This is a genomic window from Agromyces indicus, from assembly GCF_031432295.1.
Classification (GTDB): domain Bacteria; phylum Actinomycetota; class Actinomycetes; order Actinomycetales; family Microbacteriaceae; genus Agromyces; species Agromyces indicus.
Window position 1 is genome coordinate 1,079,725 of the sequence record NZ_JAVKGS010000001.1, and the last position, 25,359, is coordinate 1,105,083.

Genomic DNA, 25,359 nt, shown 5'->3' on the forward strand with positions numbered 1-25,359 from the left:
ATGCCGCGGCGACCCACCCGCGCGAGAGGAGCCCCCGATGCGACCCATCCACCCGTCCGCCACCGGCGGTCCGCCCATCGGCGCCAAGCTGCGCAGCACGCGCATGGCCCAGGGACTCACGCTCTCGCAGGTCGCCGAGTCGAGCGGCCTCAGCAAGGGCTTCCTCAGCCGGCTCGAACGCGACGAGACGTCGCCGAGCGTCGCTACCCTCGTCCAGCTCTGCCAGGTGCTCTCGCTCCCGGTCGGGGCGCTGTTCGCCGAGCCTGAGATCCAGAAGATCACGCGCGCCGACGCGCCCCGCATCAACCTCGGCGGCGTGCACGTCGAGGAGCACCTCATGTCGCCCCGGGGCGAGGAACGCGTCCAGCTGCTGCGGTCGTCGCTCGAACCCGGCGCCCACGGCGGACACGAGCTCTACACCGTCAACTGCGACGTCGAGGTCCTCCACGTCGTCGCAGGCGCGGTCGAGGTGCGGTTCGCCGACCGCACCGTCCGACTCGAGGCCGGCGACGCGCTGACCTTCCCCGGTCGGGAACCGCACACCTGGGTCGCCGACGACGACGCGCCCGCCGAGGTCGTGTGGGTGCTCGTCCCCGCGCCGTGGAGCGGATCGGCGTAGCCGGCGGCATCCGCTCGCGCACCCTAGGCGGATCGGACGCGGACCGCGAGGGGGCTGCGCGCCCGGCCGTGCCCGCCCTAGGGTCGAGCCATGATCTTCGCGAGGGGACGGAGCCGGCCGGTCCAGGCGGCGACTGAGGACGACGGGCACGAGACGCGCGACGGTGCGGGCGGTCCCATCTGGAACGACCGCCTCGGCCACTGGTCGATCCGGAGCCTGCAGGTGCTGATCGTCGGCGCGCTCGCCGCCGTCTCGATCTGGGCGCTCCTGCAGATCCGCCTGCTCGTGATCCCCGTGCTCGTCGCCCTCATCCTCGCCGCCGCGGCCGCCCCGCTCGTCGCGCTCATGCGACGCAAGGGCTGGTCGCCGATGCTCGCCGCATGGACCACCCTCCTCGGCGGCATCGTCGTGCTCGGCGGCGTCGTGACGCTCATCGTCTTCGCGGTGCGCGGACAGTGGTCGCGACTGGTCGAGTCGGCCACCGAAGGCTTCGACGACCTGCTCGGCTGGGTGCGCGACCTGCCGATCCCCATCGACCAGCAGCAGCTCGACGACGCGCGGGACGGCATCCTCGACTTCGTCACGAGCGCCGAGTTCGGGCAGGGCGCACTCGCCGGCGTCACCCAGGCCACCGAGTTCCTGACCGGACTCGTGCTCATGATCGTGGTGCTGTTCTTCTTCCTCAAGGACGGCGACCGCATCTGGGCGTTCTTCCTCCGGCCGTTCCGCGGCCGCCGGCTCGAGCGCGGTCGGCGCGTCGGCCGGACGAGCGTCCGCGTGCTCGGCGGCTACGTGCGCGGCACCGCGATCATCGCCTTCGTCGACGCGTTCTTCATCGGGATCGGCCTCGCGATCCTGCAGGTGCCGCTCGCGCTGCCGCTCGCCGTGATCGTGTTCCTGCTCTCGTTCATCCCCATCGTCGGCGCCACGCTCGCCGGGGCGCTCGCCGCGCTCGTGGCCCTCGTCGCCAACGGGCCGATCGTCGCCCTCATCGTCATCGCGATCGTCATCGGCGTGAACCAGATCGAGGGCAACTTCCTGCAGCCGGTCGTCATGGCGCAGTCGCTGAAGCTCCACCCCCTCGTCATCCTCATCGCGCTGACGGCCGGCACGATCCTCGGCGGCATCGTCGGCGCCGTCCTCGCAGTGCCGCTCACCGCGGTCGGCTGGGCCATCGTCAAGGTGTGGGACCGCGACGACCCGACGATCGACGAGCGCCGCACGTTCCGACGACGGACCCGGCGGGTCATCGAGGCCGATCGTGCCGAACCCGCCCGCCCCGACTCGGCCGGCGGGGTGCCGACCGCATGAGCCGCGGCATCCGCTCGACCCGCGGGGCGTCGCGCGCGCCGACGGATGCCGCTCCGGCGCTGTTCACGGCCGCCGCGGCGAGCTACACGGCCAACTGCGCCCTCGGCGCCTCGGTCGCCGCGCGGCTCATCGACACCCGGAACTTCCGCTGGGTGCACCACGCCCTGTACATCGCCACGTTCGGGCTCGCGCTCGCCGCCTTCTCCTCGGCATGGTGGGGCCGGCCCCGCGAGGCCGTCGGCTCCGCCGCGGCCGCGCTCGCCCCCGCCCTCGTGCCGCTCGCCGTCATCCCGTACGCGGGGACGCACACGCGGCGGCATCCGCTCATCGCCCTGACGGCCGCGCCGTTCGTCGCCGCCGCCGCGATCCGATCCAGGAGGTAGCCCGCATGGAGCTGCTCGACGCCATCCGGCGCCGCAAGACCACCAACGGCCCGTTCCTGCCCGAGCCGGTCTCGGAGGAGCACCAGCGCACCCTCATCGAGGCCGCCGGCCGGGCCCCGTCGCAGCTGAACAGCCAGCCGTGGCGGTTCGTGCTCATCGAGGACCGCTCGACCATCGAGGCCATCGCGCGCATCTCCGGCGAGAGCATGACCGAGGCGATGTCGAACGGCACGTTCTTCGAGCGTTACAAGCCGTACTTCCGCTTCAGCCAGGCCGAGATGGACGAGAAGCGCTCGGGCATGCTCTTCGACAAGCTGCCCTCGGCGCTGCGGCCGTTCACCTCGCAGGTGTTCACCAAGCGCGGGCAGAAGCTCATGAACACGTTCGGGGTGCCGAAGACCCTCGGCGAGGAGAACCGCAAGCTCGTCGCCGGGTCGCCGCTGCTCATGGGCGTCATGCTCGACCGGTCGGAGTACCGGCCGGGGCAGCTGTCGTCGTTCTACTCGGTGTTCAGCATGGGCGCCGCGATGGAGAACGTCTGGCTCACGACCGTCGAGCTCGGGATGGGGATCCAGTTCATCTCGTTCCCCATGGAGGTGCCGGGCCGCTGGGAGGAGATCGTCCGGCTGCTGAAGGTGCCCGACGAGCTCGAGCTCATGGCCGTGTACCGGCTCGGCTACGTGCCCGTCGAGCAGCGACGGCCCGCGATCGACTGGGTCAGCCACGAGCGCAAGCTGCCCTCGCAGGTGGTGTACCGCGAGACGTGCGACACCGCGCAGACCGGGTGGGACGAGCCGCTCCACCGGCCCGCCGGGTCGTAGCGCGCACGGCCGGCGGCCCAGCCGCGGAGGACGGCGGTCAGACGGCGGCGAGGTGCGCCTCGAGGCGGTCGAGCGCGGCGAGCTGGCCCTTCACGAGGAGCGTGCGCGCCTCCGCGACATCCGCCCACCGCGCCTGGTCGACCTCGGGGAACTCGGCCGTGCGCCCCGACCGCGGCGGCCACTCCATCTCGAACGTGCCCGGTCGCAGCTCGGCGACCTCGAAGTCCGGCGCCTCGGCCGCGAACACGCGCAGCACCTTGCCCGACGACGCGCGCACGGTGCCGAGGTCGACGTAGTCGACGGATGGCGCGGGCACGCCGATCTCCTCGGCGAACTCCCGCATGGCCGCGACCCGCGGCGACTCATCGCCCTCGAGGAGCCCCTTCGGGATCGACCAGGCCTGCTCGTGCCGCTTCGCCCAGAACGGCCCGCCCATGTGCGCGACGAACACCTGGAGGGCGGGACTCCGGCGGAACAGCAGGATACCCGCGCTCGTCACCGGCACGATCGAGCCGGGCTCACTTGGGCTTGACGAACGACCACAGCGCCGCGACGGCGAGGACCCCGCCGACCGCCACGATCCCCCCGATCGCCAGCCAGAGCACCGTCTCGATGTCGATGTCCATCCGCACCTCCCCGTGTGTGCGCCCCATTCTGCCGGGCCGGGCACGCGCCGGGCCAGCCCCGATTTCGCCGCCGCAGGTTGCCGCCGCGGCATCCGTCACTACGCTCGAAGCAACCGACGGAGGGGGACGGACGGATGACGAAGGTGCTGGTCATCGGAGGGCACGGGCGGGTCGCACTGCAGGTCGAGCGACTGCTGGCCGGCCGGGGCGACGAGGTGGACGCGGTGATCCGCAACCCCGAGCACGCCGAGGACGTCGCGGCGACCGGGGCGAACCCGGTGGTGGCGGATGTCGAGACGCTCGACGTCGACGCGCTCGCCGAGCTCATCGCCGGGCACGACGCGGTCGTGTGGTCGGCGGGCGCCGGCGGCGGCAACCCCGAGCGCACGCGGGCGGTCGACCACGACGCCGCGGTGCGGTCGATGGATGCCGCCGAGCGCGCGGGCGTGCGCCGCTACGTGATGGTGTCGTACTTCGGTTCCCGCGTCGACCACCGCGTGCCCGCCGACAGCGCGTTCCGCCACTACGCGGACGCGAAGGCCGACGCCGACGAGCACCTGCGCTCGACCGGGCTCGACTACACGATCCTCGGCCCGTCGACGCTCGCCGACGGCCCCGGCACGGGCCGCATCGACACGACCGGCGAGGAGAGCGGGCAGGTCGACCGCGCGGATGTCGCGGCCGTCGTGGTCGCGACGCTCGACGAGCCGGCGACGATCGGGCGCACCATCCGCTTCAACAACGGCGACACGCCCATCGCCGAGGCGCTGCGGGGCTGACCGCGCTCACTCGGTGAACGGCACGCTGCCCGCGCTGCAGTACGAGCCGGGGGAGTGCACGAGGTGCGCGATGCGCAGCTCGGCCGCGTCGTCGCCCGTGGTCTCCGGGCGAAGCGCCGGGTCGAGGTTCCACGCGAACGGCGCGGCATCCGGGTTGGCGCGGGCGTGCTCGCGCAGCGCGACGGGCAGCAGGCGCAGCCGCCGGTCGATCCACTCGGCGTCCCACGGTCCCTCGGCGAGGATCTGCTCGGCCGCGCGGAACTCGTAGTAGATCGTGCGGCGGAGCCGGTTGCCCGTCACCGCCTCGGAGCCGTGCACGACCATCACGTCATGCACGAGCACGTCGCCGGGCTCGAGCTCGACCTGGATCACGCCGGGCGCATCCCATCCGTACTCCTCCTGGAGCTGGCACACGTCGACGGGCGCGAGGTGCGAGCCGGGCGCCACCCGCAGCGCGCCCTCGCCCGCGCGCGACGCGTCGAGGTACACGTCGATGTTGAAGATGCGGTGCGTGCGCGGGTGCACGGCGTCCTGATGCCAGTCGATCGCGGCACCGTCGCCCTCGTCCTTGAACACGAGCGACTCGTACGTCGGCACGAAGTCCGGCCCGGCGAGGCTCTCGGCGATGCCGAGCACGGCAGGGCTGCCGAGCAGCTCGAGCGACGCCGACTGGCCCTTGGCGTGCAGGTAATCGACGCGGAACATGCGGCGCTCGCCGCCGCGCGTGGCCCACTGGTAGTCGGATGCCGCGGGGTCCCCCTCGTCGAGCGCGCGGCCGTCGGCGATCCAGGCGTCGGCGGCGTCCTGCAGGCGCGCGAGCGTCGCGGCGGGGATGCGCCCGCGCAGCACGAGGTAGCCGTGCTCGTCGAAGAAGCGCACCTGCTCGGGCGTCAGGTGGTGGTCGGCAGCGGATGCCGCGGCGCGGGCGGCGGGCTCGGCGATGGTCATGTCGGTCCTTCCTGTCGGCGGGTTCGCATCTCACGGTAGGTCGCAGGATCGAGCAGGTCTTCCTGCCGAATGTGCGAGGATTCCGGGATCATGAGCGACGACGTCGACGCAAGCGCACACGGAGCGAGGTCGTTCGGGCTCTCCTGCTGGCAGGGCGCGACGGCGGCCATGACGGTCGCGCACCGGCACGACGATCTCGAGCTCAACCTCTCGCCGGGCAGCCTCGACTACCTCGTCGACGGGCGCGCCGTGCACATCCCGCCACGCACGCTCGCGCTGTTCTGGGCGGCGCGCCCGCACCAGCTCCTGACCGACGCGTCGCGCGGCCTTGTCTCGTGGCTCACCGTCCCGCTCGGGACGGCGCTGGGCTGGCGGCTGCCCGGCGGGATGGTCCCGCGGCTGCTCGCGGGCGGATTCGCCCTGGTCCCCGCCGGGCCGGGGCTCGACCTCGAGGGCCGGGTCGGCGTGTGGGCCGCGGAACTCGCGGCCGGGGGCGAGGCCCGGCGTGCGGCATCCGCTGAGATCGAGGGGTTCGTGCGTCGGGCCGCGCTCGCCGCATCCGAGCCGGGAGCGGGCGAGTCGGCGGTCTCAGCCGGTGGAGGGCTGCGTCCGGACGCCGCCGCGATGGCCGCGTGGATCTCGGAGCACGCCGACGAGGAGGTGCGCGTCGACGACGTGGCACGCCAGGTGCACCTCGCGCCGCAGCACGCCATGACCGTGTTCCGCCGAGCGCTCGGGATCACGATCGGCGAGTACCTCGCGCAGTGCCGCGTGGCTCGGGCCCAGCACCTGCTGCTCACGACCGACCTCGCGGTGCCCGACGTGGGCCACGCCGCCGGGTTCCGGTCGCAGAGCCAGTTCTACGCCCGCTTCCGCGAGCGCTGCGGCGAGGCGCCCGCGGCGTACCGCCGCCGCCTGCGCCCCTGACCGCCTCCCCATGATGCTTTTCTCAGGAGCGCCGGCGGAGGATCGCGGAACGCCGCCCCGATCCGTGCGTCGGTTCCGGGATCGTGCGATCCGGCCGGGCGTGTCTCCTGAGAAACGGAGGAAGAGCGGAACGGCCGGTCAAGCGGAGTCGCGCCAGACGATCTCGCAGTCGAGGCGGCGCTCGGTCGGCGTGTCCTCGCCGCGGAGGCGGTCGAGCACGAGTTCGGCCGCGCCCGCCCCGAGGCCCGCCGCGGGCTGCCGAACGGTCGAGAGCGGCGGCGTCGTACGACGGGCCCAGGCGCTGTCGTCGAACCCCACGACTCCGACGTCCTCGGGCACCCGGCGGCCCGCCTCCTTGAGCGCCTCGATCGCGCCCGCGGCCACCGCGTCGGATGCCGCGAACACCCCGTCGAGGTCGGGCGCGCGCTCGAGCAGGCGACGCATGCCGTCGCGCCCGGCGGAGTACGAGTAGAGCGGCACGGGTTCGACGAGGGTGTCGTCGAACCGGTCGCCGAGGGCGGCGCGGAAGCCGCTCAGCCGGTCGGCGCCCGAGTCGCGGTCGAGGGCGGCGGCGATCATGCCGATGCGCGAGCGGCCGGTGGCGGCCAGTCGCTCGGTGATCGCGCTCGCCGCGCCGCGGTTGTCGATCACGACGAATGACGCCGTGCTGGCGGCGCCCGGCGGATGGCCGACGTACGCCGCGGGCAGCTGCAGGCGCTCGACGACGCGCGTGATCGGGTCGTCGGCGCGCGCGGAGACGATGACGACGCCGTCGACGAGGCCGCCCGAGAGGTAGCGCGCGACGCGCTCGGTGTCGCGTTCGGTGTCGACGATGAGCACGGCCATCTGGTGGTCGGCCTCGGACAGTCGCGCGTTCGCGCCGAGCAGGATCTCGCCGATGTTGGGGTCCTCGACGAAGAGCGAGTGCGGCTCGTGGACGATGAAGCCGACGGCCTGCGTGCGCTGCATCACGAGGTTGCGCGCCGCGGTGTTCGGCACGTAGCCGACCTTGGCGATGGCCGCCTCGATGGCTTCGCGCGCAGCGGCGGAGACGTAGCGCTCGCCGTTGACGTAGCGGCTCACGGTGCCGCGGGAGACGCCGGCCTCGAGGGCCACGTCGTGCACCGTGGCGCGCTTCGCGCGGGCCCGCTTCGTCGTCATGCGACTCACTGTAGCGGCGGCGGGGTGTTGACACGGATGCCGCGCGGTGCCATTCTGTGTACGTTCACAGAAATCGCGAGGCCCACACGCTCACGCGAAACTGTGCACGTTCACAGGTTCAATGACGATCACCGGGAGCACCGTGGACCACCACGCGACGACGCTGGCGCCGATCCCGCCGCAGCAGGCCGAGCCTGCACCCGCCGCCGCCCGCCCCCGCTTCCAGCACCAGGGCATCGCCTTCGGTTGCGACTACAACCCCGAGCAGTGGGACCCGGCCGTCTGGCGCGAGGACGTCGCGCTCATGCGCGAGGCCGGCGTCGACCTGGTCGCCATCAACATCTTCGGCTGGGCCGCGCTGCAGGGCCCGGACGGCGCCTTCGACTTCTCCGCGCTCGACGAGGTCGTCGACCTCCTCCACGAGGCCGGCATCCGCATCAACCTCGGCACCGGCACCTCCTCGCCGCCCCCGTGGCTCACCACGCGGCACCCCGAGATCCTGCCCGTCGTCGAGGACGGCACCACGCGGTTCCCCGGCGGCCGCCAGGCCTGGTGCCCGAGCTCGCCCGTGTTCCGCCGTGCGGCACTGGAGCTCGTCGACGGGGTCGCCGAGCGCTACGGCCGGCACCCCGCGGTCGCCCTGTGGCACGTGTCGAACGAGCTCGGCTGCCACAACGCGCTCTGCCACTGCGACGAGAGCACGCGCGCCTTCCGGCGCTGGCTCCGCGCGCGGTACGGCACGATCGCCGAGCTGAACCGCGCCTGGGGCACGAGCTTCTGGAGCCAGCGGTACGCCGACTGGGACGAGATCCTCACCCCCAAGCTCACCCTCTCCAGCCGCAACCCGGGGCAGGTGCTCGACTTCCACCGGTTCTCGTCCGAGCAACTGCTCGACCACTACCGGGCCGAGGCCGCCGTCATCCGTCGCCGCAGCGACCTGCCCATCACGACGAACTTCATGGTCACCGCGCACATCCGGAACCTCGACTACTGGTCGTGGGCACCTGACATGGACGTCATCGCGAACGACCACTACCTCGACCACCGCCTCGGCGAGCCGCGCACCGAACTCGCGTTCGCCGCCGACCTCACCCGCGGCCTCGCGGGCGGCGAGCCCTGGCTGCTCATGGAGCACTCCACCGGATCGGTCAACTGGCAGCCCGTGAACCTCGCGAAGGAACCCGGCCAGCTGCTGCGGAACTCGCTCGCCCACGTCGCGCGCGGTGCCGACGGCGTCTGCTTCTTCCAGTGGAGGGCCTCGCTGCAGGGTTCCGAGAAGTTCCACTCCGCGCTGGTGCCGCACGCTGGCACCGACTCCGCCCTCTGGCGCGAGGTCGTCGAGCTCGGCCGCATCGTGGGCGCGCTCGACGAGGTCGCGGGCACGCGCGTGCAGGCCGACGTCGCGCTCCTGTTCTCGTGGGAGTCGTGGTGGGCCTCCGACGCCGAGACCCGGCCGACCCACGCCATCGAGTACCTCGACCAGGTGCACGCGCTGTACGGTGCGCTGCACGACCTCGGCGTGAGCGTCGACGTGGTCCGCCCCGGCGCCGACCTCAGCGGGTACCGCCTCGTCGTCGTCCCGGGCCTCTACCTCGTCGGCGACGAGGACGCCGCCGCGCTCGACGCGGCCGTGGCATCCGGCACCCACGTGCTCGTCACGTTCTACAGCGGCATCGTCGACGAGCACGACCGGGTGCGGCCCGGCGGGTACCCCGGCGCCTGGCGCGACCTGCTCGGCATCCGCGTCGAGGAGTTCACGCCCGTGCTCCCCGGCACGCCGCTCGTCCTCGAGTCCGGCGCGGCCGCCTCGCTGTGGGCCGAGCGGGTCGAGGCGACGGATGCCGCGGTGCTCGACCGCTTCGCCGACGGCCCCGCTGCCGGCCGCCCCGCCGTGACCCGCCGCGCCGGCAGCGCCGGCGCGGGCGACGCGTGGTACCTCGCCACGCTGCTCGAGCGCGACGACCTGCTCGACCTCGTCGGCCGGGTCGTGGAAGGTGCCGGCGCGGCATCCGCCCCCGCCGCCGGCGCCGACGTCGAGATCACGCGGCGCACCGCCGAAGGTCGGGCGTACACCTTCGTCGTGAACCACGGCGCCGACGCCGTCGAGGTCGACGTGCGCGGCACCGAACTCGTGACCGGAACCGTCGCGGACGGGCCCTTCGCGGTGCCCGCCGGCGCGGTCCGGGTGATCAGAGAGGAGGACGCGGAATGACCGCATCCGCCACCCCAGCGACCGCGGCGCGACTGTCCGCCGAGGAGGGACGCGGCCGCCGGACGCCGACGCGCCGACGGCGCGTGCAGCACCCGTGGGCGATCGTCGCCTTCGTCGGGCCGTTCGCGGCGATGTTCGTGCTGTTCTACCTCATCCCCATCGGCGTGGCCGTCTGGCAGTCGCTGCTCGTCGTCGAGCGCGAGGGCACGTACGGCGCCGCGACCGAGGTCTTCGGCGGGCTCCGCCAGTACGAGCTGGTCTTCCAGAACGAGGCGTTCTGGACGTCTGTCGGCCGCGTGCTGCTCTTCGGCATCGTGCAGGTGCCCGTCATGCTCGCCCTCGCGCTGCTGTTCGCGCTCCTGCTCGACTCGCCGCTCATCCGCGGCAAGAAGTTCTTCCGGCTCGCGTTCTTCGCGCCGTACGCCGTCCCCGGCGTCATCGCGGCCATCATGTGGGGCTTCCTGTACTCGCCGAACCTGTCGCCGTTCCAGGCGCTCACGAGCCAGGTCAACCTGCTCTCGGCCGACTTCGTGCTGTGGGCCATCGCGAACGTCGTCACCTGGGTGTTCGTCGGCTACAACATGCTCATCATCTACTCGACGCTGCTCGCCATCCCGCAGGAGATCTACGAGGCGGCGCGGATCGACGGCGCGGGCCAGGCGCGCATCGCCTGGTCGATCAAGATCCCGCTCGTCCGTCCCGCGCTCGTGCTCACGGCCGTGCTGTCGATCATCGGCACGCTCCAGCTGCTCGCCGAGCCGCAGACGTTCCGGTCGTTCAGCTCGGCCGTGACGAGCACGTACACGCCGAACATGACGATCTACGCGACCAGCTCGATCCCGAACGTCTCGCTCGCCGCGGCCTTCTCGGTCGTGCTCGCGCTCGCCACGTTCATCCTCTCGTTCACGTTCCTGCGACTCACCCGACGGAAGGGAGCGGACGCATGAGCACCGCGATCGGCCCCGACGCGACCTCGGCCATGCCGGCGGTCAACCCGCGCGGCGTCGACCGCCACGGCGACATGCCGTCGGTCGGTCGCGGCCCCCGGGAGAGCATCCTCTCGCGCACCGGCGCCATGCTCGTCATGGCCGTGTTCACGCTGTACTTCCTCGTGCCGATCTGGTGGCTGCTCGTCGCCTCGACGAAGAGCCGCGGCGACCTGTTCAGCACCAACCCGCTCTGGTTCGCCGACTTCCGGCTGTTCGAGAACATCGGCGCCCTCCTCGCCCACCGCGACGGGGTCTACCTCAAGTGGATCCTCAACAGCCTCCTGTACGCGGGCCTCGGCGCCGTCGTCGCGACGATCCTCGCGGCGATGTGCGGCTACGCCCTGGCGAAGTACCGCTTCCCCGGGCGCGAGACGATCTTCAACATCGTGCTCGGCGGCGTCCTCGTGCCCGCCACCGCGCTCGCCCTCCCGCTGTTCCTGCTGTTCAGCCGCGTGCAGCTCACCGACACGTTCTGGGCGGTGTTCCTCCCGAGCGTCGTGAGCCCGTTCGGCGTGTACCTGTCGCGCGTGTTCGCCGAGGCATCCGTGCCCGACGAACTGCTCGAAGCGAGCCGGCTGGATGGCGCGGGGGAGATCCGCACGTTCTTCACCGTCTCGATCCGCCTCATGTTCCCGGCGCTCATCACGGTGTTCCTGTTCCAGTTCGTGACCATCTGGAACAACTTCTTCCTGCCGCTCATCATGCTGCGCAGCGAGGAGCTGTTCCCCGTCACCTACGGCCTCTACGCCTGGAACTCCACGGTCAACCAGTTCCCCGAACTGCGCACGTACGTGCTCGTCGGATCGCTGCTGTCGATCATCCCCCTGATCATCACCTTCCTGCTGCTTCAGCGCTACTGGCGCACGGGCCTCGGCACCGGAGCCCTGAAGTAGAGCCCGCCCGGGGCATCCGGGCACCAACCCCACACCGAGAAGAGGAAACCATGCGTCACACGAAACGAGCGGTCACCGCAGCCCTGCTCACCTCCGCCGCGCTCGCCCTGACCGGGTGCGCCGCGGGCGGCGCGAGCTCCGGGGGCGGCGGCGGCGACGCCGCGGCATCCTGCGAGCCCGCGGGCGAGGACGTCACGCTCACCTTCACCAGCTGGATCCCCGGCATCGAGGACGCCGTCGCGATCTGGAACGAGGAGAACCCCGACATCCAGGTCGAGGTGCAGACCGGCCCCTCGGGCAACGCCGGCACCTACCAGAACTTCTTCAACCAGCTCGAGGCGGGCAACGCCCCCGACCTCGGCCAGATCGAGTACGACGCGCTGCCGAACTTCCGCGTGCAGGACGGCCTCGTGAACCTCGGCGCCTGCGAGGACGTGCTCGCCGCCGAGGACCAGTTCCTCGACTGGACCTGGGGCCAGGTCACCCTCGGCACCGAGGACGAGGTCTACGGCATCCCGCAGGACCAGGGCCCCATGGCCCTGTTCTACCGCAGCGACCTCTTCGAGCAGGCCGGCATCGAGGTGCCGACCACGTGGGAGGAGTACCGCGAGGCGGCCGTGACGATCCGCGAGCAGGGCGGCTACATCACCAACTTCTCGCAGACCGACATCAACCAGTTCGCCGGCTTCGTCTGGCAGGCGGGCGGCCAGTGGTTCGCCAACGACGGTGACGCGTGGACGGTCGAGCTCACGAGCGACGAGTCGATGACGGTCGCCGAGTACTGGCAGGACCTCATCGAGAACGACCTCGTCTCGACCTACCCGGCCTGGACCGACGAGTGGAACAACGCCTACAACTCGGGCGAGGTCTGGACCTGGAACTCGGCCGTCTGGGGCGCCAACTCGATCCTGTCGGGCGCGCCGGACACGGCGGGCAACTGGTCGGTCGCGCTCGCGCCGCAGTGGAACGAGGGCGACGCGGTCGCCGGCAACTGGGGCGGCTCGTCGATCGCCGTCTTCAACGGCACCGACCACCTCTACGAGGCGGCGAAGTTCGCGCTGTGGCTGAACACCTCGGAGGAGGCGCTCACCTCGCTCAACGAGACCGCGCAGATCTACCCCGCCACCGAGGCGGGGCTCGACCTGCCCGTGCTGAAGGAGGGCGTCGAGTTCTACGGCGGCCAGCCCATCTACGACGTGTTCGCCGAGGCGGCGGCGCAGGTCAGCCCGGACTTCGTCTGGGGTCCGACGATGACGCAGACCTACGCTGACGTCTCCGACGGGTTCAAGGCCGCCGCATCCGGCAGCAGCACCCTGATGGAGGCCCTCGAGAAGGGCCAGGAGTCGACCATCAAGGCGCTCGAGGCCCAGTCCATCCCGGTCGCGGAGTAACGCCCGCCCGAGTGCAGCCCGTGCCGCGGACGTCCCTCCCCCCAGGACGCCCGCGGCACGGGCCTGCGGCTGCGGTCGCGCGCCATCCGTGCGAGCATCGGGACATGGCGAACGGGAGGACGGCGTGACGTACGCGATCCCCGGCAGCACGCCCGACGGGGGCGGCCCCATCGGCGAGACGTACGGCGCCGCGCTCGTGCGCATCGGCGACGAATCGCTCGTGGTCGACGCGCTCCGCGGCATCCGCTTCACCGGCTGGGTCGCCCCGGCCGAGTCGGGCTGGGTCGTCGCGCTCGGCGACCCCGGTGACGGCACCGTGGCGACGGCCCGCAGCGGCGTCCTCGAGGTGGGGGCGGCGCTCGCGGCGGCGCTGCACACCGTGGTGGTCGTCGCGCGCGTGCGGCTCGACCGGCAGCTCGTGCTCGCGGCCTTCCGCGGCACCGACGAGCTCGGGCGCTACTCGAGCGACCCGTCGCGAGAACCGGGCGCCGACGACGAGGTGCTCGCCGAGCCGTTCGGCGTCGAGCACGCCGAGGCGTTCGCCGAGGCGGTGGGGCGAGCGGATGCCGCGGAGGAGCTCGCCGAGGTGCTCGGCGAGGAGCTCGACACCGACAGCGTCTACGAGTCGGAGCGGCTGGCTCGCGTGCTCGGCCTGCTCGGCCTGCCGCGGTGGATCGTGGCCGCCGGCGCGCTCCCGCGCGACCTGCCCACCGGCCCGCCCACGAAGGACCTCGTGCGGCTCGGCGCGGGCGCGACCGGCGCGAAGGGCGTCGTGCAGGGGCGTGCGGCGGCCGCGGCGCGACGACGGATGCCGCCGCCTCCGGCGATCGCCGAGCCGCCGCGGGCCGACGACCTCGGCATCGACCCCTGGCTGCTCTGACCGGCGACCTCGATTCCGGCGCGACGCGCGCATCGGGTCTGGTCGCGCGTCGCCCCGCGGAGTAGCATCGCCCGCACCTGCCGGTCGACACCACCTCAGGAGGTCACCATGAGCATGACCCTCGACGAACTGCCCGCCGTCGCCGAATGCTCGGTGACCGGGTGCTCGTACAACGACCACTCGAGCTGCCACGCCGCCGCGGTCACCATCGCGGGCTCGGTGGGCGACGCCGAGTGCGCCACGTTCATCCCGCTCGGCACGAAGGGCGGGCTCGACAAGGTGATCTCCCACGTCGGCGCGTGCCAGCGGTCGGAGTGCGTGCACAACGACTCGCTGGAGTGCACCGCGACGGCCGTGCGCGTGGGGCCCGGTGCGGTCGATGCGGACTGCCTGACGTACGAGCCCCGCTGACCCGACGGGGGCGCGAGGCCGCGGGCGTTCTGCTGTGAGCGGATCGACCTGTCGCCGGAGCCGGGGCGTGCGTAGCCTCGGCACATGGGCAGGCTGATCGAGTTCCCGCAGGCCGAACCGTCGCGCGCCGCGCGGCCGCTGTGGCGGCACGTGCTCGGCGAGGTGCTCCGCCGCGAACGCCTGGACCAGGACCGGATCCTCACCGAGGTCGCGGCGACCGCGGGCGTCTCGCCGCAGTACCTGTCGGAGGTCGAACGCGGCCGCAAGGAGGCCTCGTCGGAGGTCCTCGGTGCCGTCGCCGACGCGCTCGGGCTCGAGCTCGCCGACGTCGTCGGCCGGGTCGCGGGGCGCCTCGGCGCTCGCAACCCCGCGCGGGCCGACACGGGTTCGCCCGCGCCGGTGTCCGCTCCGCCGATCGCCGGACCCGCCCACGACGTCCACGTCCCCGCGCCGCTCCCCAGAACCGCCCACGACATCCTCGCCCCCGCGCCGACGCCGTCGGCCGGCGTCGCCGACGTCTTCCTCCTGGCCGCCTGACCCGCGGGCCGTCGGCCCCCCATTCGCCACCCGCCCCCCGTCGCTCCGCGAGATGACACGAATCGTCCGCGCGAGCCGGTCGAGCAGCCGTTCGCGTCATCTCGCGGCCCGGGCGGGGCGGGACGGGCGGGGAGGGGGGCGGGCGAGGTCAGCGGTGGGTGAGGGCCGCGACGGCCTGGGCGGCGAGCACCTGGTCGGCGAGGCCGTAGTCGACCGCGGCGTGCGCGGGCAGGATCAGGTCGCGGTCGGTGTCGGTGCGGATCGCCTCGACCGGGCGGCCGGTGTCGGCGGCGAGCGCCGCCTCGAGTTCTCCGCGCACGCGCAGCACCTCGTCGGCGTGCAGGATCAGGTCGGGCACGGCTCCGCGGCCCTGCGTCGACGGCTGGTGCAGCGTCACGGTGCTGTGCGGCAGCATCGAGCGCCGCCCGCGGGCACCGCCCGCGAGGAGCACGGCGGCGGGCCCGCCGGCGCGGCCGACGCACGTGGTCGCGACCTCCGGCCGGATGTGCTGCATCGTGTCGTACACCGCGAGCGCGGCGCTCGGCGACCCGCCGGGGGAGTTCACGTAGAGGCTGATCGGCGCTTCGCTCGAGTCGGACGCGAGGTGGAGGAACTGCGCGATGAGCACGTTCGCGACGCCGTCGTCGATCTCGGTGCCGAGGTAGACGATCCGCTCGGAGAGCAGTCGGCTGTACACGTCGAGCGACCGCTCGACGCCGCCGCGCTTCTCGACGACGTACGGGATCGTGTAGCTGGTCATGCGGGCACCCCCAGTCCGGCGACGGCGCGCGGTTCGAGTGGGAAGAGCTCGTCGAACCGCTCGGTGACGTGGTCGATGAATCCGTACTCCATGGCCCGGTCGGCCGTGTACCACCGGTCGCGCAGCGAGTCCTGCGCGATCCGCTCGACGGTCTGGCCGGTGTAGCGCGCAATGAGCCCGAGGACGGTGTCGCGTGTGTGGCGCAGGTCGTCGGCCTGCAGCTCGATGTCCACCGCCGTGCCGCCGATGCCCGCGGATCCCTGGTGGAGCAGGATCCGCGAGTGCGGCAGGGCGGCGCGCTTGCCGGGGGTGCCGGCCGTGAGGAGGAACTGCCCGGCGCTCGCGGCCATGCCGACGGCGATGGTCGCGACGTCGTTCGGGATGGCGCGCATCACGTCGTGGATCGCGAGCATCGCCGGCACCGAGCCGCCGGGCGAGTTGATCCAGAAGCGGATGTCGCGGCGCGCGTCGTCGGCGGCGAGCGCGACGAGCTGGGCGCAGATGCGGTTGCCGCCGGCCTGGTCGAGCTCGTCGCCGAGCACGATGATGCGCTCGTGGAAGAGCCGCCGGGTGAGTTCGGCGTCGATGGGCTGGACGGGTGGGGTCTCTCGATCGCTCATGCGGTCCAGCCTGCGCGTCGAGCGGATGCCGCGGGGCGGATGCTGCCGCGGGCAGATCTGCCCTCGGCGGAGGCGCCGGGAGGTGGTGCCGGCCGCGGGTCAGCCGGCGCGCGCGATCGCGGGGCCCTCGCTGAACTGGCAGGCGGTCGCGGTGAGCCGCTCGTCGGGATCGAGGCGCGTGAGGACGGCGCCGGCGATGTCGTAGAGCTGCTGGAGCTGCTCGGGCGTGAGCGCATCGAGCACGTTGCGGCGGACGGTCTCGACGTGGCCGGGCGCGGCGTCGTCGATGAGTCGCATGCCGGCGTCGGTGATGGTGGCGTTGGTCGCGCGGCGGTCCTCGGGGCAGGGGAAGCGGCGGATGAGCCCGCGGTCCTCGAGGCGGCGCGCGACGTGGGAGAGTCGGGGGAGCGTGGCGTTGGTGCGCGCGGCGAGCGCGGTCATGCGCATGGTGCGGTCGGGGGCGGCGGCGAGCGCCATGAGCGCGACGTACTCGAAGTGGGTGATCTGCGCGTCGCGGAGCAGCTGGGCGTCGAGGGCGCCGGGCAGCAGTTCGGTGAGGGCGACGAGGCGAACCCAAGCGGCCGATTCCTCGGTGCTGAGCCAGCGGGTTTCATCCGTCATGCCCTCATTCTCGCACACTTGGTTGACGCGACAACTGATCGGAGCTACGGTGTTGGTTGTCGATACAAGTAATCGCGTCATCCGACGCGGAGAGGAATCTCATGACGACGGTCAGCATCATCGGAAACGGCAACATGGGCACCGCCATCGGCGGCATCGTGGCGGCGGGCGGGAACACCGTCGAGTACGTCGGCCGCGACGAAGGAGCGCAGGTCACGGGCGACATCGTGATCCTCGCCGTGCCCTACCCCTCGGTCGCCGCGATCGTCGAGGCGCGCCGCGAGCAGCTCGCGGGCAAGGTCGTCGTCGACATCACCAACCCGCTGGACTTCGCGACCTTCGACTCGCTCGTCGTGCCGGCCGACTCGTCGGCCGCCGCCGAGCTCGCCGCGGCGCTGCCCGACTCGCGCGTCCTCAAGGCCTTCAACACCAACTTCGCCGCGACCCTCGCCGCGAAGACCGTGGGCGGCGCGCAGCCGACCACCGTGCTCGTCGCGGGCGACGACGACCTCGCCAAGCAGGCGCTCCTCGACGTCGTGCGCGCCGGCGGTCTGAATGCGGTCGACGCCGGCTCGCTCGCCCGCGCGCGCGAGCTCGAGTCGGTCGGCTTCCTGCAGCTCACGCTCGCGGTGCAGGAGAAGGTCGGCTGGAACGCGGGCGTCGCGCTCGTCGCCTGACCGGCGACCGCTGCCGTCTGACGCGCCCCGAGCCGCCAGGCCCGGGGCGCGTCGGCATGTCGAGGTGTCAACCCGTTGACGCGCCGCGCCCGCGCGAGGAGCGTGGAACCCGTAGCAACCACAGGAGGTGCAGTGGGATGAACGATCCCCTCAACCCGTGGGAGAGCCGGGATCGGCTCGGCCCTGCGGGCGACCTCAACGAGAAGACGCCGGATCTCACCGGCGCGATCAACACCATCAGCGGAGGACGCATGAGCGACACGGGCGGCACCATCGGCGGGACGAGCGGCGGGCACGGTGACGCGATGCTCGACTCGGACACGGCCGACCGCGAGGCGCGCGACGCCGAGCAGACCGCCGCGGGCGGCGTCGGCGACACCGGACCCGAGCCGAAGCCGAGCGACCGCGGCACCGACGCGAACGACCTCGAGGCCGACAACGCGGTCGAGCAGGAGACGATCGAGACCCTCGACCCCGAGAACCCGCCTGCCTGAGCCGGCCGGTGTCCGGAGCACGTGCTGGGTGCGGGCCGAACGGCCCGCGCCCCGCGCCGGTCCCGGGATAGCGTGACGCCGTGGACTGGGCCGACTGGTTCTCGTGGTTCGACGCGCGCGACGCCGACCTCGCGCGCGAGGTCCTCCAGCGCGGCATCGCGGCGCTCTTCCTCGTCGCGTTCCTGTCGACGCTGAACCAGTTCCGCCCGCTCCTCGGCGAACGCGGCCTGCTCCCCGTGCCCGAGCTCCTCGAGGCGGTGCGCGGCGCCGAGCAGCGTGCCCGCGACCGCGAGGAGCGCGCCGGGCGGCCGGTGGGGTTCCTCCGGCGTACGCGGCGACTCGGCTACCTCGGTCCCACGATCTTCCGTCGCTGGGGTTACCGCGACGCGAGGCTCGTCGCCGTGTGCGCGACGGGCATGGTGCTCGCGGCATCCGTCGTCGTCGGCCTGCCCCAGCTCGGCCCGCCGTGGGTGCCGATGCTCGTGTTCCTCGCGCTGTGGGCGCTGTACCTGTCGATCGTGAGCGTCGGGCAGACGTTCTACGGCTTCGGCTGGGAGATGCTGCTGTGCGAGGCCGGGTTCCTCGTCGCGTTCCTCGGGTCGCGCGAGGTGCCGCCGCCGCTGCCGACGATCGTGCTCGTGTGGTGGCTCGTGTTCCGCCTCGAGTTCGGCGCCGGCATGATCAAGATCCGCGGCGGCCGCGAGTGGCGCGACCTCACGGCGCTCATGTACCACCACGAGACCCAGCCCATGCCCGGGCCGCTGAGCCGCCGGGCCCACCTGCTGCCCGCGTGGTTCCACCGGTTCGAGGTGCTCGGCAACCACGCCGCGCAGCTCGTCGTGCCGTTCCTGCTGTTCGCGCCGCAGCCGATCCGCACGATCGCGGCGGCGATCATCATCGCCACGCAGCTCTGGCTCGTGGTCACGGGCAACTTCGCCTGGCTCAACTGGATCACCATCGTCCTCGCGTTCGGCGCGGTGGGCGACGAGGCCGTGCAGTGGCTGCTGCCGTGGCTGCCGCTCGACGCGATCCAGACGACGGCGGATGCCACGAGCCCGCCGTGGTGGATCGCGATCGTGCTCGCGGTCGCCGTGCTGATCGTCTGGCTCAGCCGGCATCCGCTCATGAACCTCTTCTCCAAGCGGCAGCTGATGAACGCGAGCTTCGACCGGTTCATGCTGGTCAACGCGTACGGCGCCTTCGGCACGGTCACGAAGGAGCGCGTGGAGATCATCGTCGAGGGCACCGTCGACGACCCGCGCGACCGGGACGCGGAGTGGCGCGAGTACGGCTTCAAGGGCAAGCCCGGCGACCCGGCGCGCATCCCGCGGCAGTTCGCGCCGTACCACCTGCGGCTCGACTGGCTCATGTGGTTCCTGCCGCTCGGGCGCATCCACGAGGTGTGGTTCCTGCGGTTCCTCGAGAAGCTCCTCGAAGCGGATGCCGCGACGCTGCGGCTGCTCGCCCACGACCCGTTCGACGGCGAGCGGCCGCGCGCGGTGCGGGCCCGCACGGAGCTGTTCACGTTCGCCACCCGCGAGGAGCACCGGCGCACGGGACACGTGTGGATGCGGCATCCGCTGGGCACCGCGATCCCGCCGATCGCGCTGGGCGAGGTCGATACGCGCTGAGGGGCTCGCGTGGGCGAGAATGTCCGCCATGGACTTCTCACTCGAGTTCACGCCCGATCTGCTGGCCGTGTTCCTCACCCTGTTCGTGCTCGAGGTCGTGCTCGGCGTCGACAACGTCATCTTCATCTCGATCCTCGCCGCCAAGCTGCCCGTCGAGCAGCAGGCGAAGGCCCGCAACCTCGGCCTCACCCTGGCGATGCTCATGCGCGTCGGCCTGGTGTTCGCCGCCGGCTGGGTCATCTCGCTGAAGGAGGAGCTGTTCACCCTCTTCGGCATGGGCTTCTCGGGTCGCGACGTCATCCTCATCGCGGGCGGCCTCTTCCTCGTCTACAAGGCGGTCACCGAGATCCACCACAAGCTCGAGGGGGCCGAGGAGCACACGACCGGCGCGGGCACCGCGACGTTCGGCGCCGTCATCGCGCAGATCCTCGTGCTCGACATCGTCTTCTCGCTCGACTCGGTCATCACCGCGGTGGGCATGACCGAGAACATGATCGTGATCATCACCGTGGTGGTGCTGTCGTTCGGCATCATGCTCTTCGCGGCGCGCTACATCTTCGCGTTCGTCAACAAGCACCCGACGGTGAAGATGCTGGCGCTGTCGTTCCTGCTGCTGATCGGCGTGTTCCTGATCGCCGACGGCTTCGGCTTCAAGATCGACAAGGCGCTCATCTACGTGCCGATGGCGTTCGCGATCTTCGTCGAGGTGCTGAACCTCGCCGCCGCCGCCCGCAAGCGCAAGCGCGCCGAGGCGAAGCCGACCGAGCCCGTGCACCTGCACCAGCAGTACGTCGACGACACCGGCACCGTCAAGGAGGTCCAGCCGGTCGAGCGCTGAGCCGACCGACCGCGCTCGTCGAGGGGCGGATGCCGCGTGGCATCCGCCCCTCGCTCATTCGCCGCGCAGGTAGGCCAGCTGCGCGCGAACGGATGCCTCGGCGGCGAACCGCACGCCCGCGTCGACGTCGCCGTACACGAGGTCGGTCACGGCCTCGGCGGACGCCTCGGCGCCGACGCGGGCGAGGGCGTCGCGGACCTGGTCCAGTCGCTCGGCGCGGTGCGCGAGGTACGCGTCGCAGATCGCGGCGAGGTCGGGAAGCGCCGGACCGTGCCCGGGGAGGACCGCGACGGGGCCGCCGGCGGCGCCGATCGCGCGCAGGCGCCGGAGGGCGTCGAGGTACGGACCGAGCGCGCCGTCGGGGTGGGCGATGATCGTCGTGCCGCGGCCGAGGACGGTGTCGCCGGTCAGGACCGCGACCGGCTCGGGTGCGTCGCCGCGGCGCAACGCGAAGCACGCGGAGTCGGCCGTGTGGCCGGGCGTCGCGAGCACCTCGAGGTCGACGCCCCCGGCCGTGAGGCGCTCGCCGTCGACGAGCGGTTCGGCGCCGCGGCACCACTCGTCGGACATCGCGCGGACGGGCGCGCCGGTGAGCTCGGCGAACGCGTCGACCGCCTCGGTGTGGTCCGGGTGGCGGTGGGTGATGAGCACGAGCTCGACGCCGCCCTCGGCGAGGCGCTCGAGGTGCGCGGCATCCGTCGGCCCCGGATCGACGACGACGGACCCGCGCGCGTGCGCGCCCCGGAGCACCCACGAGTTGGTGCCGTCGAGCGTCATCGGGCCCGGATTGGGCGCCCGGACGAGCGTCGCCTCGACGGGCGGTCGGGCGTCGGCGGGCTGCGTGGCGTCGGCGGTGTCGGGCACGCTCGGCAGTGTACCCGCGGGCTAGGCTGGCCGGCATGGATGCCTCCGCCGCCACCGTCGTGCTGCTCCGCGACGGCGCCGAGGGCGTCGAGGTGCTGCTGGCCGAGCGCCCGAGCGACCGGGGATCGTTCGCCGGGGCGTGGGTGTTCCCCGGCGGCGCGGTCGACGAAGCGGATGCCGCGGGCGACCCGATCGACTCCGAGCCCGCCGCGCGGCGCGCCGCCGTCCGCGAGACCCTCGAGGAGGTCGGGCTCGGCCTCGACCCCGACGAACTCGTGGCGTTCGCGCTGTGGAGCCCGCCGGAGGGCGTGCCCAAGCGGCTGCGGACCCGCTTCTTCGCCGCGCGCGCCCCGGAGGGCGAGCATGCGCTCGCCGCCGACGAGCTCGTGGCTGCCGCGTGGCTGCGGCCGGAGGCGGCGCTCGACCGGCACGCCGCGGGCACGATGACGCTGTACCCGCCGACGTGGGTCACGCTGCACGGGCTCAGCGGTGCGTCATCCGTCGACTCCGTGCTCGCGGCGCTGCGCCAGGGCGGTGAGCAGGTGTACGTCGGCCGGTTCGGCGAGGACCGCCGGGTGCTCTACTGGCGCGAGGACGCCGCGTTCGCGGACGAGACGGCGGCGGGGGATAGCGGACCCCGGCACCGCCTGGTCATGCGCGGGCTGCCGTGGGAGTACCAGCGCTCGTTCTGAGCCGCTCCGCCCCATCCGCCGTCGATTCCTAGACTGTCTAGTATCGAGTTCGTGTAGGCTTGAAGAATGGCTGACGAGCGATCTTCGGGGTACTGGTATTCCGACGATCGGACCCGCCGGGGCGTGGCCGTCCTGAATGCACTGCGCGACTACCGCGCCGCCGAGGCCGCCATGCGCCGTCGGACCCGATCCGCGATGCGGATGGGCGAGACCGACCTGCTCGCCATCCGCTTCCTCCTCAAGCGCGAGGGGGAGGGCCGTACCGTGAGCCCGAAGGACCTGGCCGCGCACCTCGGCATCTCCTCGGCGTCGACGACCGTCCTCATCGACCGGCTCGTCCGCTCGGGGCACGTCGAGCGACGGCCCCATCCCACCGACCGGCGTGCGCTGGTCATCGCGCCCACCATCGCGAGCGACGACGAGGTCCGCGCGACGCTCGGCGAGATGCACCGCCGCATGATCGAGGTGGCCGAAGGGCTCGAGGCCGAGCAGGCCGGCACGGTGCTCTACTTCCTCGAGCGCATGCGCGACGCCGTCGACAGCGTGAGCGAGCAGGCCGCCGTCGAGGTGCCCCGCGAGCCCGACTCCGGTGCCACCGTCTCGCCGATCGAGAGCGCCCGCTCCGCCTCCTGACGGCGCTTCGCCGACGCACACCGGTTCCCGGGAGTCAAGCCCGGTCGGGCAGGTTTGCCCCGTGTATCCGAATTCGGAAGAATCTAGTGAAGTGTCGTTCCACAATAAAGCTAGCTAGATAAACTAGCTACACGCCTCGAGACCATCGCCGGCGTGGAGTCGGTCCCCAGCAGGCCGAAGAGAAGAGGCCGCAATGAGCGAGGCGTCACCCCCTGGTCAGCCGCGCCACGCCGGGCCGCGAGGAATCGACGGCGTCGGTGTCCGAACCGATCCCACCCTCCGCGGTGAGCACGGATCCCGGACGGACCCGTCGCTCCAGACGGACCCGTCCCGCCGGACGGATCCCCGCGCGATGCCATACGTGCCGGCGCCCACGCAGACGCCGATCCCCACGGCCGCCGAGGAGTACGCGGCGCAGGCCGCGCCCTACGGCGCCGAGGACCACTCCACCCCGCGGTACGAGTTCCTCGAGCACATCGGCTCGGGCGGCATGGCCGACGTCTACCGCGCCCGCGACAACGAGCTCGGGCGGCACGTCGCCATCAAGCTGTTCCGCGAGAGCGACGAGACGGTCGCCGACCGGCAGCGCCGCGAACGAGAGATCCATCTCCTCAGCGGACTCACGCACGTCGGGCTCGTCCCGGTCTACGACGCGGGCATCCTGATCCACGCGGGCGTCGAGCGGCGCTACATCGTCATGGAGCTCGTCGAGGGACTCTCGCTCGCGCACCAGCTCGCCGACGGTCCGCTGAAGCCCCGCCAGGTCGCCGACATCGGCGCGCAGGTCGCCGACGTGCTGAGCTACGTCCACGGGCAGGGCGTCATCCACCGCGACATCAAGCCCGAGAACATCCTCGTGAGCGAGGTGCCGACCTTCGGCTACACCCTGCTCACCCGGCTCGCCGACTTCGGCGTCGCGCAGTTCGTCGACGGCACCCGGCTCACCGGCCACGGCACGATCATGGGCACCGCCGCCTACATCTCGCCCGAGCAGGCGCGCGGCGAAGAGGTCACGCCCGCAACCGACATCTACTCGCTCGGCCTCGTGCTCCTCGAGGCGCTGAAGGGCGAGCGGGAGTACCTGGGCACCCCCATCGAGGCCGCACTCGCGCGTCTCCACCGGTCGCCCGAGATCCCCGAGGACCTCACGCCCGAGTGGCGGGCGCTGCTCGCCGCGATGACGGCCGACGACCCCGCGGTCCGCCCGACGGCCCACGACGTCGCGAGCACGATGCGCGACATCATCCGCATCATGCTCGCCGAGAGCGCCATGCGCAAGGGACGTGCTCCCTCGTGGGTGCGCATGGGCGGCGAGGCCGAGGAGACGTCGCGCAAGCGTCTGCTGCTCGCCGTCGGCGGGCTCGCCGTCGGCGTCACGGGCGTCGTCGTGGCGATCGCGGTCGGGCTCGCCGCGGCATCCGGAGCGTTCGGCTGACCGGGCCGTCGCGCGGCTCGGCGGCGTGCCGATCGCCGCGCCCCTCCGCGCGCGCGTAGGTTCACTGGCATGTGGAGACGTGTCGCCGGAGTGGTCCGGCAGCCCGAGGCGCCCGTACACGCCGAGCTCACCGCCGAGGCGCCCCCCGGCACGCCCGAGGTCCGCGTGCGGGCCTTCCGGATGGGATTCGTCGGGGCGCTCGGCGTGCTGCTCGCGCTGTTCCTCGGCGGGATCATCACCCAGCTCAGCACCGTCATCCTCTACATCGCGCTCGCCCTGTTCCTCGCGCTCGGCCTCGACCCGATGGTCAGCTGGCTGCAGCGCCGCGGGATGCCGCGGTGGCTGTCGATCCTCCTCGTGGTCGTCGTCGTGATCGGCGCCTTCGTCGCGATCATCGCCACGGCGGTGCCTCTCGTGGTCGCCCAGGTCACCGAGATCGTCCAGAACTGGGACCAGATCGTCGAGGACGTCCGGGACAGCGACCTCGTGGCCTGGATCGGCGGCCTCGCCGGCGGCTCGTCTTGGATCGAGGACGGCATCGCCTCGGTGGGCGCTTGGCTCGGCGACCCGGGCAACATCGCCAACCTCACGGGCGGCCTGCTCGCCGTCGGCGCGGGGATCCTCGGCGGGCTCACCGGCGCGACGATCGTGCTGATCCTGACCCTCTTCTTCCTGGCCTCGCTCGACTCCATGAAGCGCTACGCCGGGCGGTTCGTCCCGGCGTCCTCGCGCAACGGCTTCACCGAGGTCTCCGAGGAGATCACCGGATCGGTCGGCCGGTACGTGATCGGGCAGATCAGCCTCGCCTCCGTCAACGGGGTGCTGAGCCTCGTGTTCCTGTCGATCATCGGCGCGCCCGCGCCGTTCCTGCTCGCGTTCGTCGCCTTCCTCTGCTCGCTCGTGCCGCTCGTCGGCACCCTCACCGGCGCGGTGATCATCACGCTCGTGAGCCTCACCGCCTCGCCCGAGACGGGCATCGCCGCGGCGATCTACTACCTGGTCTACATGCAGGTCGAGGCGTACGTGCTGAGCCCGCGCATCATGAGCCGCGCGGTCTCCGTGCCCGGGGCGCTCGTCGTCATCGCGGCCGTCGCGGGCGGCACGCTCGGCGGGGTCCTCGGCGCGCTCGTGGCTATCCCCGTCGCCGCCTCGCTCATCATCGTCGTCGAGAAGGTCGTGTTCCCACGGCAGGACGCCGCGTAGGGG

Annotated in this window: 28 protein-coding genes; 21 read left to right on the forward strand and 7 right to left on the reverse strand. The window is 72.4% G+C overall.

Going from position 1 to position 25,359, the window contains the following annotated elements; translation table 11 throughout:
- Positions 1-37 precede the first annotated feature (37 nt).
- The 4 genes from RH861_RS05190 (at position 38) to RH861_RS05205 (ending at position 3,134) form a co-directional block, all read left to right on the forward strand.
- Positions 38-619 (forward strand): helix-turn-helix domain-containing protein, encoded by a 582-nt coding sequence (locus tag RH861_RS05190; protein ID WP_067946417.1) that lies wholly within the window; start codon positions 38-40, stop codon positions 617-619.
- Positions 620-709: 90 nt separating this feature from the next.
- Positions 710-1,930 (forward strand): AI-2E family transporter, encoded by a 1,221-nt coding sequence (locus RH861_RS05195; RefSeq protein ID WP_310520073.1) that lies wholly within the window; start codon positions 710-712, stop codon positions 1,928-1,930.
- Positions 1,927-2,313 carry a hypothetical protein gene (locus tag RH861_RS05200; RefSeq protein WP_310520074.1) on the forward strand — a complete coding sequence of 129 codons (387 nt, stop codon included), beginning with the start codon at positions 1,927-1,929 and terminating at the stop codon, positions 2,311-2,313. Before RH861_RS05195 ends, RH861_RS05200 begins: the two co-directional genes overlap by 4 nt.
- Before the next feature lie 5 nt (positions 2,314-2,318).
- On the forward strand, positions 2,319-3,134 hold the full coding sequence (locus RH861_RS05205; RefSeq protein ID WP_310520075.1) for a nitroreductase family protein: 816 nt from the start codon (positions 2,319-2,321) through the stop codon (positions 3,132-3,134).
- Between the two features lie 37 nt (positions 3,135-3,171).
- Here the strand turns inward: RH861_RS05205 and RH861_RS05210 are convergent, their stop codons facing one another.
- On the reverse strand, positions 3,172-3,633 hold the full coding sequence (locus RH861_RS05210; RefSeq protein WP_310520076.1) for an NUDIX hydrolase: 462 nt from the start codon (positions 3,631-3,633) through the stop codon (positions 3,172-3,174).
- Between the two features lie 261 nt (positions 3,634-3,894).
- On the opposite strand from RH861_RS05210, the gene RH861_RS05215 reads away from it, so the two are divergent.
- Entirely contained in the window at positions 3,895-4,539 is a 645-nt protein-coding gene (locus RH861_RS05215) for an SDR family oxidoreductase (RefSeq protein WP_248597764.1), read from the forward strand.
- A gap of 6 nt (positions 4,540-4,545) precedes the next feature.
- On the opposite strand, the gene RH861_RS05220 is transcribed toward RH861_RS05215, so the two are convergent.
- Positions 4,546-5,487: a phytanoyl-CoA dioxygenase family protein gene (locus tag RH861_RS05220; RefSeq protein ID WP_310520077.1), complete on the reverse strand. Its 942-nt coding sequence runs from the start codon at positions 5,485-5,487 to the stop codon at positions 4,546-4,548.
- 90 nt (positions 5,488-5,577) lie between these two features.
- Here RH861_RS05220 and RH861_RS05225 point away from each other — a divergent pair, with 90 nt between their 5' ends.
- Positions 5,578-6,414, forward strand: a complete 837-nt coding sequence (locus tag RH861_RS05225; protein ID WP_310520078.1) for a helix-turn-helix domain-containing protein — start codon at positions 5,578-5,580, stop codon at positions 6,412-6,414.
- 138 nt (positions 6,415-6,552) lie between these two features.
- Here RH861_RS05225 and RH861_RS05230 read toward each other — a convergent pair whose 3' ends face one another.
- Complete coding sequence (locus tag RH861_RS05230) at positions 6,553-7,575, reverse strand: LacI family DNA-binding transcriptional regulator (RefSeq protein ID WP_310520079.1); 1,023 nt, start codon at positions 7,573-7,575, stop codon at positions 6,553-6,555.
- Positions 7,576-7,696: 121 nt separating this feature from the next.
- On the opposite strand from RH861_RS05230, the gene RH861_RS05235 reads away from it, so the two are divergent.
- The 7 genes from RH861_RS05235 (at position 7,697) to RH861_RS05265 (ending at position 14,888) form a co-directional block, all read left to right on the forward strand.
- Positions 7,697-9,787, forward strand: coding sequence for a beta-galactosidase (locus RH861_RS05235; RefSeq protein ID WP_310520080.1), 2,091 nt, complete (start codon positions 7,697-7,699; stop codon positions 9,785-9,787).
- Positions 9,784-10,734, forward strand: a complete 951-nt coding sequence (locus tag RH861_RS05240; RefSeq protein WP_310520081.1) for a carbohydrate ABC transporter permease — start codon at positions 9,784-9,786, stop codon at positions 10,732-10,734. The genes RH861_RS05235 and RH861_RS05240 overlap by 4 nt, the downstream gene beginning before the upstream one ends.
- 32 nt (positions 10,735-10,766) lie before the next feature.
- Positions 10,767-11,669 (forward strand): carbohydrate ABC transporter permease, encoded by a 903-nt coding sequence (locus RH861_RS05245; RefSeq protein WP_197466952.1) that lies wholly within the window; start codon positions 10,767-10,769, stop codon positions 11,667-11,669.
- Between the two features lie 50 nt (positions 11,670-11,719).
- A complete protein-coding gene (locus RH861_RS05250; RefSeq protein ID WP_067946429.1) occupies positions 11,720-13,060 on the forward strand; it encodes an ABC transporter substrate-binding protein in 1,341 nt (446 codons plus the stop codon).
- A gap of 124 nt (positions 13,061-13,184) precedes the next feature.
- Positions 13,185-13,940: a hypothetical protein gene (locus tag RH861_RS05255; RefSeq protein ID WP_310520082.1), complete on the forward strand. Its 756-nt coding sequence runs from the start codon at positions 13,185-13,187 to the stop codon at positions 13,938-13,940.
- 108 nt (positions 13,941-14,048) lie between these two features.
- Entirely contained in the window at positions 14,049-14,351 is a 303-nt protein-coding gene (locus RH861_RS05260) for a DUF1540 domain-containing protein (RefSeq protein WP_067946433.1), read from the forward strand.
- 84 nt (positions 14,352-14,435) lie between these two features.
- The gene (locus RH861_RS05265; protein ID WP_310520083.1) at positions 14,436-14,888 is read left to right on the forward strand and encodes a helix-turn-helix domain-containing protein; all 453 of its coding nucleotides are present in this window, start codon (positions 14,436-14,438) and stop codon (positions 14,886-14,888) included.
- Positions 14,889-15,036: 148 nt separating this feature from the next.
- Here RH861_RS05265 and RH861_RS05270 read toward each other — a convergent pair whose 3' ends face one another.
- The 3 genes from RH861_RS05270 to RH861_RS05280 all read right to left on the reverse strand — a co-directional run bounded on the left by RH861_RS05270 (position 15,037) and on the right by RH861_RS05280 (position 16,889).
- A complete protein-coding gene (locus RH861_RS05270; protein WP_310520084.1) occupies positions 15,037-15,648 on the reverse strand; it encodes a ClpP family protease in 612 nt (203 codons plus the stop codon).
- Complete coding sequence (locus tag RH861_RS05275; RefSeq protein ID WP_310520085.1) at positions 15,645-16,268, reverse strand: ClpP family protease; 624 nt, start codon at positions 16,266-16,268, stop codon at positions 15,645-15,647. Before RH861_RS05275 ends, RH861_RS05270 begins: the two co-directional genes overlap by 4 nt.
- 99 nt (positions 16,269-16,367) lie before the next feature.
- On the reverse strand, positions 16,368-16,889 hold the full coding sequence (locus RH861_RS05280) for a MarR family winged helix-turn-helix transcriptional regulator (RefSeq protein WP_310520086.1): 522 nt from the start codon (positions 16,887-16,889) through the stop codon (positions 16,368-16,370).
- A 101-nt stretch (positions 16,890-16,990) separates the two neighbouring features.
- On the opposite strand from RH861_RS05280, the gene RH861_RS05285 reads away from it, so the two are divergent.
- The 4 genes from RH861_RS05285 to RH861_RS05300 all read left to right on the forward strand — a co-directional run bounded on the left by RH861_RS05285 (position 16,991) and on the right by RH861_RS05300 (position 20,529).
- Positions 16,991-17,566 carry an NADPH-dependent F420 reductase gene (locus RH861_RS05285; protein WP_310520087.1) on the forward strand — a complete coding sequence of 192 codons (576 nt, stop codon included), beginning with the start codon at positions 16,991-16,993 and terminating at the stop codon, positions 17,564-17,566.
- 137 nt (positions 17,567-17,703) lie between these two features.
- On the forward strand, positions 17,704-18,060 hold the full coding sequence (locus RH861_RS05290) for a hypothetical protein (RefSeq protein WP_310520088.1): 357 nt from the start codon (positions 17,704-17,706) through the stop codon (positions 18,058-18,060).
- 80 nt (positions 18,061-18,140) lie between these two features.
- Entirely contained in the window at positions 18,141-19,691 is a 1,551-nt protein-coding gene (locus RH861_RS05295; protein WP_310520089.1) for a lipase maturation factor family protein, read from the forward strand.
- 28 nt (positions 19,692-19,719) lie between these two features.
- Positions 19,720-20,529: a TerC family protein gene (locus RH861_RS05300; RefSeq protein ID WP_310520090.1), complete on the forward strand. Its 810-nt coding sequence runs from the start codon at positions 19,720-19,722 to the stop codon at positions 20,527-20,529.
- A 54-nt stretch (positions 20,530-20,583) separates the two neighbouring features.
- On the opposite strand, the gene RH861_RS05305 is transcribed toward RH861_RS05300, so the two are convergent.
- Positions 20,584-21,393, reverse strand: coding sequence for an MBL fold metallo-hydrolase (locus RH861_RS05305; protein WP_310520091.1), 810 nt, complete (start codon positions 21,391-21,393; stop codon positions 20,584-20,586).
- Between the two features lie 35 nt (positions 21,394-21,428).
- On the opposite strand from RH861_RS05305, the gene RH861_RS05310 reads away from it, so the two are divergent.
- The 4 genes from RH861_RS05310 to RH861_RS05325 all read left to right on the forward strand — a co-directional run bounded on the left by RH861_RS05310 (position 21,429) and on the right by RH861_RS05325 (position 25,356).
- Positions 21,429-22,085 carry an NUDIX hydrolase gene (locus RH861_RS05310; protein WP_310520092.1) on the forward strand — a complete coding sequence of 219 codons (657 nt, stop codon included), beginning with the start codon at positions 21,429-21,431 and terminating at the stop codon, positions 22,083-22,085.
- Positions 22,086-22,151: 66 nt separating this feature from the next.
- Positions 22,152-22,718: a MarR family winged helix-turn-helix transcriptional regulator gene (locus RH861_RS05315; protein WP_310520093.1), complete on the forward strand. Its 567-nt coding sequence runs from the start codon at positions 22,152-22,154 to the stop codon at positions 22,716-22,718.
- A 352-nt stretch (positions 22,719-23,070) separates the two neighbouring features.
- Positions 23,071-24,153 carry a serine/threonine-protein kinase gene (locus RH861_RS05320; RefSeq protein WP_310520094.1) on the forward strand — a complete coding sequence of 361 codons (1,083 nt, stop codon included), beginning with the start codon at positions 23,071-23,073 and terminating at the stop codon, positions 24,151-24,153.
- Between the two features lie 69 nt (positions 24,154-24,222).
- Positions 24,223-25,356, forward strand: coding sequence for an AI-2E family transporter (locus RH861_RS05325; RefSeq protein WP_310520095.1), 1,134 nt, complete (start codon positions 24,223-24,225; stop codon positions 25,354-25,356).
- Positions 25,357-25,359: the final 3 nt, after the last annotated feature.